Consider the following 12539-nt stretch of genomic DNA (forward strand, 5'->3'; position numbering starts at 1 on the left):
GGCAACCATGGCAGAGACAACCGCTTCGGGCTATATCCAGCACCACTTGCAGAACCTGACTTTCGGTCAGCTACCCAACGGCGGCTGGGGCTTTGCCCACACCGCAGCAGAAGCCAAGGAAATGGGCTTCTGGGCTTTCCACGTCGATACTCTCGGCTGGTCGGTCGCTTTGGGTCTGATCTTCGTTCTTCTTTTCCGCATGGCGGCAAAGAAGGCGACTTCCGGTCAGCCTGGTGCACTGCAGAACTTCGTTGAAGTATTGGTCGAATTCGTCGATGGCAGCGTGAAAGACAGCTTCCATGGCCGTAGCCCGGTGATCGCACCGCTGGCACTGACCATCTTCGTCTGGGTGTTCCTGATGAACGCCGTCGACCTGGTACCGGTCGACTGGATTCCTCAGTTGGCCATCCTGATCTCCGGCGACCAGCACATCCCATTCCGCGCCGTGTCGACCACCGACCCGAACGCGACCCTGGGCATGGCCTTCTCGGTCTTCGCACTGATCATTTTCTATAGCATCAAGGTCAAGGGCATCGGCGGCTTCATCGGCGAACTGACCCTGCACCCGTTCGGCAGCAAGAACATCCTGGTTCAAGCCCTGCTGATCCCGGTGAACTTCCTGCTCGAATTCGTGACCCTGATCGCCAAGCCGATTTCTCTGGCACTGCGTCTGTTCGGCAACATGTATGCCGGCGAACTGGTGTTCATCCTGATCGCTGTGATGTTCGGCAGCGGCCTGCTGTGGCTCAGCGGCCTGGGTGTAGTTCTGCAGTGGGCGTGGGCTGTGTTCCACATCCTGATCATCACCCTGCAGGCGTTCATCTTCATGATGCTGACCATCGTCTACCTGTCGATGGCGCACGAAGAAAACCATTAAGGCCAGTCTCGACTAGTCTGATGTCCTTCCCGGTCAAACGGGAAGGAGCCCGAACCGGGCTGAGAAACGATTTGTTTTACCGCTTTAATCTAAAAAACCTAAACCATACGACGTAAAAGTCGGGAGGAAAGATGGAAACTGTAGTTGGTCTAACCGCTATCGCTGTTGCACTGTTGATCGGCCTGGGCGCACTGGGTACCGCAATTGGTTTCGGCCTGTTGGGCGGCAAGTTCCTGGAAGGCGCAGCGCGTCAGCCAGAAATGGTTCCAATGCTGCAAGTCAAAATGTTCATCGTGGCCGGTCTGCTCGACGCCGTGACCATGATCGGTGTTGGTATCGCGCTGTTCTTCACCTTTGCGAACCCGTTCGTTGGTCAAATCGCTGGCTAATTACTCGGATGTCTCGAGTAGATTGGTGTGATGGACAACGTAACTGCGAGGTGTTGGCGTGAACATTAATGCGACCCTGATTGGCCAGTCCGTTGCGTTCCTGATTTTTGTACTGTTCTGCATGAAGTTCGTATGGCCTCCGGTCATTGCGGCATTGCACGAACGTCAAAAGAAGATCGCTGATGGTCTGGACGCTGCCAGCCGTGCAGCTCGCGACCTGGAGTTGGCCCAAGAGAAAGTGGGTCATCAACTGCGCGAAGCGAAAGCTCAGGCAGCTGAAATCATCGAGCAAGCCAAGAAACGCGGTACCCAGATTGTCGACGAAGCCCGTGAACAGGCTCGCGTCGAAGCTGACCGTGTGAAGGCTCAGGCTCAAGCCGAGATCGAACAGGAACTCAACAGTGTCAAAGACGCGCTGCGTGCCCAAGTGGGTGCCCTGGCCGTTGGCGGTGCTTCTAAGATCCTGGGTGCCACAATCGATCAAAACGCGCACGCAGAGCTGGTTAACCAACTGGCTGCTGAAATCTAAGCGAGGGCGATCATGGCAGAACTGACCACGTTGGCCCGACCTTACGCTAAGGCGGCCTTCGAGCACGCTCAGGCCCACCAGCAACTGGCCAATTGGTCAGCCATGCTCGGCCTGGCTGCAGCGGTGTCGCAAGACGACACCATGCAGCGCGTGCTCAAGGCCCCGCGACTGACGAGCGCAGAAAAGGCCGCCACGTTCATTGACGTGTGCGGCGACAAGTTCGATGCCAAGGCACAGAATTTCATTCACGTCGTTGCCGAAAACGACCGTCTCCTGCTTCTGCCGGAGATCGCCACTCTTTTTGACCTGTACAAGGCCGAGCAAGAGAAGTCGGTAGACGTGGAAGTGACCAGTGCTTTTGCATTGAACCAAGAACAGCAAGACAAACTCGCCAAGGTTCTCAGTGCACGACTCAACCGGGAAGTGCGCCTGCAAGTCGAGGAAGACAAGTCCCTGATAGGGGGCGTTGTAATCCGCGCCGGCGACCTGGTTATCGATGGCTCGATTCGCGGCAAAATCGCGAAACTTGCCGAAGCATTGAAATCTTGAGTTTGAAGGGGCAGCAGAGCAATGCAGCAACTCAATCCTTCCGAAATAAGTGAAATTATCAAGGGCCGCATCGACAAGCTCGATGTGACCTCCCAAGCCCGTAACGAAGGCACTGTCGTCAGCGTATCTGACGGCATCGTGCGGATTCACGGTCTGGCCGACGTCATGTACGGCGAGATGATCGAGTTTCCGGGCGGCGTCTACGGTATGGCCCTCAACCTGGAGCAAGACTCCGTAGGTGCCGTTGTACTGGGCGCCTACCAGTCGCTGGCCGAAGGCATGAGCGCCAAGTGCACTGGCCGCATCCTCGAAGTTCCGGTTGGTAAGGAACTGCTGGGTCGCGTTGTCGACGCACTGGGCAACCCTGTCGACGGCAAAGGTCCGCTGAACAACACCGAGACCGACGCGGTCGAGAAAGTTGCTCCTGGCGTGATCTGGCGTAAGTCGGTAGACCAGCCTGTACAGACTGGCTACAAGGCTGTCGATGCCATGATCCCTGTCGGCCGTGGCCAGCGTGAGCTGATCATCGGTGACCGTCAGATCGGTAAGACCGCTCTGGCGATCGACGCGATCATCAACCAGAAGAACAGCGGCATTTTCTGCGTCTACGTAGCCATCGGTCAGAAGCAATCGACCATCGCCAACGTGGTTCGCAAGCTGGAAGAAAACGGCGCCCTGGCCAACACGATCATCGTGGCGGCCAGCGCATCGGAATCTCCAGCGCTGCAGTTCCTGGCACCGTACTCCGGTTGCACCATGGGCGAATACTTCCGCGACCGCGGTGAAGACGCGCTGATCGTTTATGACGATCTGTCCAAGCAGGCAGTGGCTTACCGCCAGATCTCCCTGCTGCTGCGCCGTCCACCAGGCCGCGAAGCCTACCCAGGCGACGTGTTCTATCTCCACTCCCGTCTGCTGGAGCGCGCATCCCGCGTTTCGGAAGAGTACGTAGAGAAGTTCACCAACGGCGCAGTGACCGGCAAAACCGGCTCCCTGACCGCGCTGCCGATCATCGAAACCCAGGCTGGCGACGTTTCCGCGTTCGTTCCGACCAACGTGATTTCCATCACCGACGGTCAGATCTTCCTGGAATCGGCCATGTTCAACTCCGGGATCCGTCCTGCTGTGAACGCCGGTGTTTCGGTATCCCGTGTGGGTGGTGCCGCTCAGACCAAGATCATCAAGAAGCTGTCCGGTGGTATCCGTACCGCCCTGGCCCAGTACCGTGAACTGGCGGCATTCGCCCAGTTCGCTTCTGACCTGGACGAAGCGACCCGTAAGCAACTTGAGCATGGTCAGCGCGTTACCGAGCTGATGAAGCAGAAGCAATACGCACCAATGTCGATCGCTGACATGGCGCTGTCGCTGTATGCCGCTGAGCGTGGGTTCCTGACTGACGTTGAAATCGCCAAGGTCGGCAGCTTTGAACAAGCGCTGATTGCTTACTTCAACCGCGATCACGCCGACTTGTTGGCCAAGATCAACGTGAAGGGTGACTTCAATGACGAAATCGACGCTGGCATGAAAGCCGGTATCGAGAAGTTCAAGGCCACCCAAACCTGGTAAGCCGCAGCGGGAGTCGCAAGGCTCCCGCTTGCTAACCTGATAGGTGTTACATGGCAGGCGCAAAAGAGATTCGCAGTAAGATTGCGAGCATCAAAAGCACGCAAAAAATTACCAGCGCCATGGAAAAAGTGGCGGTCAGCAAAATGCGCAAGGCACAAATGCGCATGGCTGCTAGCCGCCCTTATGCGGAGCGCATCCGCCAGGTTATTGGTCATCTGGCCAACGCCAACCCGGAATATCGCCACCCGTTCATGATCGACCGTGCTATCAAGCGCGTCGGTTACGTCGTGGTGAGCAGTGACCGTGGTCTGTGTGGTGGCTTGAACACCAACCTGTTCAAGGCCCTGGTCAAGGACATGGCTGTAAACCGCGAACAAGGCGTCGAGATCGATCTGTGCGTGATTGGTAGCAAGGGTGCGGCTTTCTTCCGCAACTTCGGCGGCAACGTCGTCGCTGCTATCAGCCACCTGGGTGAAGAGCCGTCGATCAATGATCTGATCGGCAGCGTCAAGGTGATGCTGGATGCTTACCTGGAAGGCCGGATTGACCGCCTGTCCGTGGTATCCAACAAGTTCATCAACACCATGACGCAGCATCCAACCGTGGAGCAGTTGATCCCACTGGTGGCGACCCCGGAACAGGAACTCAAGCACCACTGGGACTATCTCTACGAACCGGATGCCAAGGAGCTGCTTGACGGCTTGATGGTCCGCTACGTGGAGTCGCAGGTCTACCAGGCGGTGGTCGAGAACAACGCAGCTGAACAAGCAGCGCGGATGATCGCGATGAAGAACGCTACCGACAACGCCGGTGATTTGATCAGCGATTTGCAGCTGATCTACAACAAGGCGCGTCAGGCTGCGATCACCCAAGAGATCTCGGAAATCGTCGGCGGCGCTGCCGCGGTTTAACGGTTCAAATATTCAGAGGATCCAGCTATGAGTAGCGGACGTATCGTTCAAATCATCGGCGCCGTTATCGACGTGGAATTTCCACGCGACAGCGTACCGAGCATCTACAACGCGCTGAAAGTACAAGGCGCGGAAACTACCCTGGAAGTTCAGCAGCAGCTGGGCGACGGCATCGTTCGTACCATTGCGATGGGTTCTACCGAAGGCTTGAAGCGCGGTCTGGACGTTGTCGACTCTGGCGCTGCCATCTCCGTACCGGTCGGTAAAGCGACCCTGGGCCGGATCATGGACGTACTGGGTAACCCGATCGACGAAGCGGGTCCGATCGACACCGAAGAGCGCTGGGGCATTCACCGTCCTGCGCCATCCTTCGCTGAACAGGCAGGCGGCAACGACCTGCTGGAAACCGGCATCAAGGTTATCGACCTGGTTTGCCCGTTCGCCAAGGGCGGTAAAGTCGGTCTGTTCGGTGGTGCCGGTGTAGGCAAGACCGTAAACATGATGGAACTGATCCGTAACATCGCCATCGAGCACAGCGGTTATTCCGTGTTCGCCGGTGTGGGTGAGCGTACTCGTGAGGGTAACGACTTCTACCACGAGATGAAGGATTCCAACGTTCTGGACAAAGTGGCACTGGTCTACGGCCAGATGAACGAGCCGCCGGGAAACCGTCTGCGCGTAGCCCTGACCGGCCTGACCATGGCCGAGAAGTTCCGTGACGAAGGTAACGACGTTCTGCTGTTCGTCGACAACATCTACCGTTACACCCTGGCCGGTACCGAAGTATCCGCACTGCTGGGCCGTATGCCTTCGGCAGTAGGTTACCAGCCGACCCTGGCTGAAGAGATGGGCGTTCTGCAGGAACGTATCACTTCGACCAAGGAAGGTTCGATCACTTCGATCCAAGCGGTATACGTACCTGCGGATGACTTGACCGACCCGTCGCCAGCGACCACCTTCGCCCACTTGGACGCCACCGTCGTTCTGTCCCGTGATATCGCTTCCCTGGGTATCTACCCAGCGGTTGACCCACTGGACTCGACTTCGCGCCAGCTGGATCCGAACGTGATCGGCCAGGAGCACTACGACACCGCTCGCGGCGTCCAGTACGTGCTGCAGCGCTACAAAGAGCTGAAGGACATCATTGCGATCCTGGGTATGGACGAACTGTCGGAAGCCGACAAGCAGTTGGTATCCCGCGCTCGTAAGATCCAGCGCTTCTTGTCGCAGCCGTTCTTCGTGGCTGAAGTCTTCACCGGTGCCTCGGGTAAATACGTTTCCCTGAAAGACACCATTGCTGGCTTCAAAGGCATCCTCAACGGTGACTACGACCACCTGCCAGAACAAGCGTTCTACATGGTCGGCGGCATCGAAGAAGCGATCGAGAAAGCCAAGAAACTGTAATCCCGGCGCCCGGCAACGGGCGCTAATTTAGGTTGAGGCAATCAGATGGCTATGACAGTCCATTGCGATATCGTCAGTGCGGAAGGGGAAATTTTCTCCGGTCTGGTCGAGATGGTGATTGCGCATGGTGAGCTGGGTGATCTTGGTATCGCTCTGGGTCACGCACCGCTGATCACTAATCTGAAACCAGGTCCGATCCGCTTGATCAAGCAGGGCGGGGAAGCCGAGGTGTATTACATCTCCGGTGGTTTCCTCGAGGTTCAGCCGAACATGGTCAAGGTCCTTGCCGACACTGTGCAACGTGCTGCCGACCTGGACGAAGCCTCCGCTCAGGAAGCCGTCAAGGCTGCCGAGAAGGCCCTGCACGAGCGAGGCGCGGAATTCGATTACGGTTCTGCTGCTGCACGTCTGGCCGAGGCCGCAGCCCAGCTGCGCACCGTCCAGCAGATCCGCAAGAAGTTCGGCGGCTAAGCCGTCTGCTTTCTGTGTGATTGATTAAAAAGGGTAGCCTCGGCTACCCTTTTTTCTTTTCCCGACACTCATCATCTGGTCGCAGCCGCTGACCACCCAGGATTGGTAGCCAGTCATGTCTCTCGAAATCGTTATCCTCGCGGCCGGTCAAGGCACCCGCATGCGTTCGGCGCTGCCTAAGGTCTTGCACCCGGTAGCCGGCAATTCCATGCTCGGCCATGTTATCCACAGCGCCCGGCAACTTGATCCACAGCGCATTCACGTGGTGATTGGCCACGGTGCCGATGCGGTGCGCGAACGCCTGGCCGCGGATGACTTGAATTTCGTCCTGCAGGACAAACAACTGGGCACCGGCCATGCGGTGGCCCAGGCCGTGCCGTTCATCACGGCTGATACGGTACTGATTCTCTACGGCGATGTGCCGCTGATCGAAGTCGACACCTTGCAGCGTCTGCTCAAGCATGTTGCGCCACAACAGTTGGGCCTGTTGACCGTCGAGCTGGACGACCCCACCGGTTACGGTCGCATCGTGCGTAACGTTGATGGCCAAGTGACCGCCATCGTCGAGCAGAAGGACGCCAACCAGGCCCAGCGCGCGATCACTGAAGGCAACACCGGGATCCTGGCCGTGCCGGCCGAGCGCCTGGGTGACTGGATGAGTCGTCTGTCGAACAACAACGCCCAGGGCGAGTACTACCTGACCGACGTGATTGCCATGGCGGTCGGCGACGGGCTGGTGGTTGCCACCGAGCAGCCGCTGGACGCCATGGAAGTGCAGGGCGCCAACGATCGCCGGCAATTGGCCGAGCTGGAGCGCCACTATCAGTTGCGCGCCGCTCGCCGCCTGATGGCCCAAGGGGTGACCCTGCGCGACCCGGCCCGTTTCGACGTGCGCGGTGAAGTCAGCGTGGGCCGCGACGTGGTCATCGACATCAACGTCATCCTCGAAGGCAAGGTTGTGATCGAAGACGACGTGGTCATCGGCCCGAACTGCGTGATCAAGGACAGCACCCTGCGCAAAGGCGTGGTGATCAAGGCCAACAGCCATCTCGACGGTGCAGTCATGGGGGAGGGCAGCGACGCCGGCCCGTTTGCTCGCCTGCGCCCAGGCTCTGTGCTGGAAGCCCGTGCCCATGTGGGTAACTTCGTTGAACTGAAGAATGCTCACCTGGGCGAAGGCGCCAAGGCCGGGCACCTGACCTACCTCGGTGACGCTGAAATCGGCGCCCGCACCAACATTGGCGCCGGGACCATCACGTGCAACTACGATGGCGCCAACAAGTACCGGACGACCATTGGAGAAGACGTGTTCATCGGCTCCAACAACTCTCTGGTAGCTCCAGTGACTATCGGTGATGGTTCAAACACGGCCGCAGGTTCAACTATCAATCAGGATGTGGATAAGTCCCAACTGGCTGTGGCTCGCGCCCGTCAGCGCAATATTGATGGCTGGAAGCGCCCGGAGAAAATCAAGAAAAGCTAAGTTATCCACAACCCCCTGTGGAGCGGGCTTGCTCGCGAAGGGGTCGTGTCAGACGGTACAGCCTGAACTGACAGACCGCCTTCGCGAGCAAGCCCGCTCGCACACAGCGCTCATGATTTCTGAATTTTTCTTCTCCTGCCTTGACGACATCCCTTCAATAGGTTTTGATTGCTTACGTTATCTTTCGAATCGAAACTTATACCGCCATGTCGAAACGCAACACACCACAACGCCGTCACAACATCCTTGCCTTGCTCCAAGAGCAGGGTGAGGTCAGTGTGGATGCGTTGGCCAAGCGCTTCGAAACCTCGGAAGTTACGATTCGCAAGGATCTCGCCGCCCTGGAAACCAATGGCCTGTTGCTGCGTCGCTACGGTGGCGCGGTCCCGATGCCGCAGGAGTTGGTGGCCGATAACGGGCAAAGCGTCTCCAAGTACAAACTCGCCATTGCCCGGGCCGCGGTGAAGCGGATCCGCGAACATGCGCGCATCATCATCGACAGCGGCAGCACCACGGCGGCCATGATTCCGCAACTCGGCCAACAGCCGGGCCTGGTGGTGATGACCAATTCCCTGCACGTCGCCAATGCCTTGAGCGAATTGGAGCACGAGCCGGTGCTGTTGATGACCGGCGGCACCTGGGACCCTCATTCCGAGTCGTTCCAGGGCCAGGTCGCCGAGCAGGTCCTGCGTTCCTACGACTTCGACCAGTTGTTCATCGGTGCCGACGGCATCGATCTGGTTCGAGGTACCACCACCTTCAACGAACTGCTGGGCTTGAGCCGTGTGATGGCTGAGGTTGCCCGCGAAGTGATCGTGATGGTGGAGGCCGACAAGATCGGCCGCAAGATCCCCAACCTGGAGCTGCCGTGGAGCAGCGTCCATACCCTCATTACCGATGATCGCCTGCCCGTAGAGGCCCGCGATCAGATTCAGGCCCGCGGCATCACCGTGATCTGCGCGCCTGTCAGCCAGGAGAAATAGCATGTGTGGAATTGTCGGCGCCGTTGCTGAACGCAACATCACAGCAATCTTGCTCGAAGGCCTCAAGCGCCTGGAATACCGCGGCTACGACAGCGCTGGCGTGGCGGTGTTAACCAATGAACGGAGGCTCGAACGCATGCGTCGTCCGGGCAAGGTCAGCGAGCTTGCGCAGGCGTTGGAAGCCGAACCGTTGCTCGGTCGCCTGGGCATCGCTCACACCCGTTGGGCCACCCATGGCGCACCCTGCGAGCGTAACGCTCACCCGCATTTTTCCGGCGACCTGGCGGTGGTGCACAACGGCATCATCGAAAACCACGAAGCCCTGCGTGAACAGCTCAAGGCGCTCGGCTACGTGTTCACCTCGGACACCGACACTGAAGTCATCGCCCATTTGCTCAATCACAAGCTCAAGGACCTGGTGGACCTGACCGTCGCCCTCAAGGCCACCGTCAAGGAACTGCACGGAGCCTATGGCCTGGCGGTCATCAGCACGAAACAACCTGATCGCCTGGTGGCGGCCCGTAGCGGTAGCCCATTGGTGATCGGCCTGGGCCTGGGGGAAAACTTCCTCGCGTCCGATCAGTTGGCATTGCGCCAGGTTACCGACCGCTTCATGTACCTGGAAGAAGGCGATATCGCCGAAATTCGCCGCGACAGCGTGCAGATCTGGGACCTCGACGGCAAAGAAGTGGAACGTGAGACCGTCCAGTACCGCGACGGTGCCGAAGCCGCCGACAAGGGCGAGTTCCGCCACTTCATGCTCAAGGAAATCCACGAACAACCGGCCGTGGTGCAACGCACCCTGGAAGGCCGCATGAGCCAGAACCAGGTGCTGGTCCAGGCGTTCGGTCCACAGGCGGCCGAGTTGTTCGCCAAGGTCCGCAACGTGCAGATCGTGGCCTGCGGCACCAGTTATCACGCCGGCATGGTCGCTCGTTACTGGCTGGAAGAACTGGCCGGTATTCCGTGCCAGGTAGAAGTCGCCAGCGAGTTCCGCTATCGCAAAGTGGTGGTGCAACCCGATTCGCTGTTCGTCACCATCTCCCAGTCCGGTGAAACCGCTGACACCCTGGCCGCCCTGCGCAACGCCAAGGAGTTGGGTTTCCTCGCCAGCCTGGCGATCTGCAACGTGGGCATCAGCTCGCTGGTGCGCGAATCCGACCTGACCCTGCTGACCCAGGCTGGCCGTGAGATCGGCGTAGCGTCGACCAAGGCGTTCACCACGCAACTGGTGGGGTTGCTGTTGCTGACGCTGGCCCTGGGCCAAGTGCGCGGCACGCTGGGCAAGGGCGTCGAGGCCGAACTGGTGGAAGAACTGCGTTGCCTGCCGGCCCGCCTGGGCGAAGCCTTGGCCATGGACAGCACTGTGGAAAAAATCGCCGAGCTGTTCGCCGAGAAAAACCACACCCTGTTCCTGGGCCGTGGCGCGCAGTTCCCGGTGGCGATGGAAGGGGCCCTCAAGCTCAAGGAGATTTCCTACATCCACGCCGAGGCCTATCCGGCCGGCGAACTCAAGCACGGCCCGCTGGCGCTTGTGGATAACGACATGCCCGTTGTCACCGTCGCGCCGAACAACGAGCTGCTGGAAAAGCTCAAGTCCAACCTGCAGGAAGTGCGCGCCCGTGGCGGCCAGTTGATTGTCTTCGCTGATGAGAAGGCTGGCATGACCAATGGCGAAGGCACCCACGTGGTGCACATGCCGCACATCCACGACATCCTGTCGCCGATTCTCTACACCATCCCATTGCAGTTGTTGTCGTACTACGTGGCAGTGCTCAAGGGCACCGACGTGGATCAGCCGCGTAACCTGGCGAAATCGGTCACGGTTGAGTAAGGATGTAGCGGATCCTGCCTGCTGGCTCGACTCCGAAACGCTGATAGAAACCAACCCCCTGATTCAGGGGGTTTTTTTTTAGGGGCGACTAGACTTCATGCCGGGTCAGGCTGGGAACCGAGCTCATTCGCGCCTGGGTCGGCCGGCCCTGTTCGTCGTATTCAGGGCAAGCCGCCGAACAACTGCATTGACAACACGGGACAGAGGTGATGAGATCAAGTCATACGACAACGTATGACATAGAAAATAATAAAAACGAAAGGCGCAGTCATGTCTTCTACATCTACCGCCCAGCGATTTTGCAGGTCACCGGTCCCACGCGTTATCGCAGGGCGCCAGCTACCTTTCTCTCTTTGCAAAAAGCCCCAAGCCGGCTCCCAACTGCTATCCAATTCCCCGATCCCAACGTTCAGGCCCGCACGCTTGCCTCGTCAGGCGTTAGCGCTGGGCGTGCTCGTTTCTTGCGCAACTTCAAACCCACAATGAATGGCAGCACCTGGAGAACAATAATGAAGAAAACACTCTGCGCCTCTTTGATCGCCTCTTTTCTGAGCCTGACCGCTGGCACGGCAATGGCCACCGACGCCAGCGACTGGCCAAGCCGTCCGGTGCAGGTGGTGGTGATTGCCAACGCCGGCGGTGACACCGATTTCAACGCACGGATGATGGCCAAGTACTTCACCAAGCTCACCGGCAAATCCATGGTGGTGACCAATATGGCCGGCGGGGGTGGGACGATTGCCGCCGATGCGGTCAAAAACGCGGCGCCGGATGGCAATACCATCTTGTTCACCCATACCGGCCAGCTGATCGTCAACGAGGTCGCGGGGCTGTCGGAGGACCGCTTCGATGCGCTTGATATCTCCTGCATCGCTGGCGTCGACAAAGGCGCGGTGTTCGTCTCGGCGAAAAGCTCGGGCATCGACAGCCTTGACCAACTGATCAAACAAGCCAAGGCCAAGCCCGGCACCATCACCTACGGCACCGAGATGGGCAACTTCTCTCACCTGCAAGGCTTGATGTTCGAGAAGCTCGCCGGCGTGAAACTGAAAATGGTCGACAGCGGCACGGTGTCCGAAAAAATCGTTGCCTTGCTGGGCAAGCGCATCGACCTGGGCGCCATCAGCTACGGCTCGGTCCAGGATTACATTGCCAGCGGCAAGATGACTGCCCTTGGCCAACCCAACGCCGAGCGCAACGCGTTGCTGGGCGATGTGAAGACCTTCAAGGAACAAGGCGTGGATCTGATTCTGGACAAGCCTTATGTCGTCGCTTTCCCGAAAGGCACGGACCCGGCCATCGTCAAGAAAATGGCCGACACCATGAAGAAAATCACCGAAGAGCCGGAATACGCCGAAGAGCTGAAAAAATCCTTCAAGCAGCCGGTCAGCTTCCAGGGCACCGAAGAAGCTATTGCCACCTTGAGCAAGACCCGCGACAGCTTCATGGAGTTCAAGGACGAGATGCGTAAAGGGAAGTAATTTTGCGTAACGGGGGTCGGGTGTGCGCCGCGTGGGCGGCAAGCACCTGACGCCCAGTCCTT

General features: G+C 58.7%; 12 protein-coding genes. All 12 read left to right on the plus strand.

All coding sequences use genetic code 11. The features are described 5' to 3' along the window. Positions 1–7: 7 nt before the first annotated feature. The gene (gene atpB / locus AC09SL_RS11460) at positions 8–877 is read left to right on the plus strand and encodes a F0F1 ATP synthase subunit A (protein WP_058542464.1); all 870 of its coding nucleotides are present in this window, start codon (positions 8–10) and stop codon (positions 875–877) included. A gap of 131 nt (positions 878–1008) precedes the next feature. Then, positions 1009–1266, plus strand: coding sequence for a F0F1 ATP synthase subunit C (gene atpE, locus AC09SL_RS11465; protein ID WP_003097235.1), 258 nt, complete (start codon positions 1009–1011; stop codon positions 1264–1266). A 58-nt stretch (positions 1267–1324) separates the two neighbouring features. Then, positions 1325–1795 (plus strand): F0F1 ATP synthase subunit B, encoded by a 471-nt coding sequence (locus AC09SL_RS11470; RefSeq protein WP_058542463.1) that lies wholly within the window; start codon positions 1325–1327, stop codon positions 1793–1795. A 12-nt stretch (positions 1796–1807) separates the two neighbouring features. After that, positions 1808–2344: a F0F1 ATP synthase subunit delta gene (locus AC09SL_RS11475; RefSeq protein ID WP_003207094.1), complete on the plus strand. Its 537-nt coding sequence runs from the start codon at positions 1808–1810 to the stop codon at positions 2342–2344. A gap of 21 nt (positions 2345–2365) precedes the next feature. Then, entirely contained in the window at positions 2366–3910 is a 1545-nt protein-coding gene (atpA, locus tag AC09SL_RS11480; protein ID WP_058542462.1) for a F0F1 ATP synthase subunit alpha, read from the plus strand. A 50-nt stretch (positions 3911–3960) separates the two neighbouring features. After that, a complete protein-coding gene (atpG, locus tag AC09SL_RS11485) occupies positions 3961–4821 on the plus strand; it encodes a F0F1 ATP synthase subunit gamma (RefSeq protein ID WP_058542461.1) in 861 nt (286 codons plus the stop codon). 27 nt (positions 4822–4848) lie between these two features. Further along, a complete protein-coding gene (atpD, locus tag AC09SL_RS11490; RefSeq protein ID WP_014340987.1) occupies positions 4849–6225 on the plus strand; it encodes a F0F1 ATP synthase subunit beta in 1377 nt (458 codons plus the stop codon). A gap of 45 nt (positions 6226–6270) precedes the next feature. After that, complete coding sequence (locus AC09SL_RS11495; RefSeq protein WP_003207087.1) at positions 6271–6696, plus strand: F0F1 ATP synthase subunit epsilon; 426 nt, start codon at positions 6271–6273, stop codon at positions 6694–6696. Positions 6697–6811: 115 nt separating this feature from the next. Further along, positions 6812–8179, plus strand: a complete 1368-nt coding sequence (gene glmU / locus AC09SL_RS11500; RefSeq protein ID WP_058542460.1) for a bifunctional UDP-N-acetylglucosamine diphosphorylase/glucosamine-1-phosphate N-acetyltransferase GlmU — start codon at positions 6812–6814, stop codon at positions 8177–8179. A 206-nt stretch (positions 8180–8385) separates the two neighbouring features. Further along, on the plus strand, positions 8386–9162 hold the full coding sequence (locus AC09SL_RS11505) for a DeoR/GlpR family DNA-binding transcription regulator (protein ID WP_058542459.1): 777 nt from the start codon (positions 8386–8388) through the stop codon (positions 9160–9162). A 1-nt stretch (position 9163) separates the two neighbouring features. After that, positions 9164–10996 carry a glutamine--fructose-6-phosphate transaminase (isomerizing) gene (gene glmS, locus AC09SL_RS11510; protein ID WP_058542458.1) on the plus strand — a complete coding sequence of 611 codons (1833 nt, stop codon included), beginning with the start codon at positions 9164–9166 and terminating at the stop codon, positions 10994–10996. A gap of 509 nt (positions 10997–11505) precedes the next feature. Further along, positions 11506–12477 (plus strand): tripartite tricarboxylate transporter substrate binding protein, encoded by a 972-nt coding sequence (locus AC09SL_RS11515; RefSeq protein ID WP_058542457.1) that lies wholly within the window; start codon positions 11506–11508, stop codon positions 12475–12477. Positions 12478–12539 lie beyond the last annotated feature (62 nt).

It is taken from the genome of Pseudomonas sp. PF05 (assembly GCF_056521845.1).

Bases quoted from the DNA above. Each gene is read 5' to 3' on its own strand.
- atpB (WP_058542464.1), top strand. From the start codon at position 8: ATGGCAGAGACAACCGCTTCGGGCTATATCCAGCACCACTTGCAGAAC.
- atpE (WP_003097235.1), top strand. From the start codon at position 1,009: ATGGAAACTGTAGTTGGTCTAACCGCTATCGCTGTTGCACTGTTGATC.
- AC09SL_RS11475 (WP_003207094.1), top strand. From the start codon at position 1,808: ATGGCAGAACTGACCACGTTGGCCCGACCTTACGCTAAGGCGGCCTTC.
- atpA (WP_058542462.1), top strand. From the start codon at position 2,366: ATGCAGCAACTCAATCCTTCCGAAATAAGTGAAATTATCAAGGGCCGC.
- atpG (WP_058542461.1), top strand. From the start codon at position 3,961: ATGGCAGGCGCAAAAGAGATTCGCAGTAAGATTGCGAGCATCAAAAGC.
- atpD (WP_014340987.1), top strand. From the start codon at position 4,849: ATGAGTAGCGGACGTATCGTTCAAATCATCGGCGCCGTTATCGACGTG.
- AC09SL_RS11495 (WP_003207087.1), top strand. From the start codon at position 6,271: ATGGCTATGACAGTCCATTGCGATATCGTCAGTGCGGAAGGGGAAATT.
- glmU (WP_058542460.1), top strand. From the start codon at position 6,812: ATGTCTCTCGAAATCGTTATCCTCGCGGCCGGTCAAGGCACCCGCATG.
- AC09SL_RS11505 (WP_058542459.1), top strand. From the start codon at position 8,386: ATGTCGAAACGCAACACACCACAACGCCGTCACAACATCCTTGCCTTG.
- glmS (WP_058542458.1), top strand. From the start codon at position 9,164: ATGTGTGGAATTGTCGGCGCCGTTGCTGAACGCAACATCACAGCAATC.
- AC09SL_RS11515 (WP_058542457.1), top strand. From the start codon at position 11,506: ATGAAGAAAACACTCTGCGCCTCTTTGATCGCCTCTTTTCTGAGCCTG.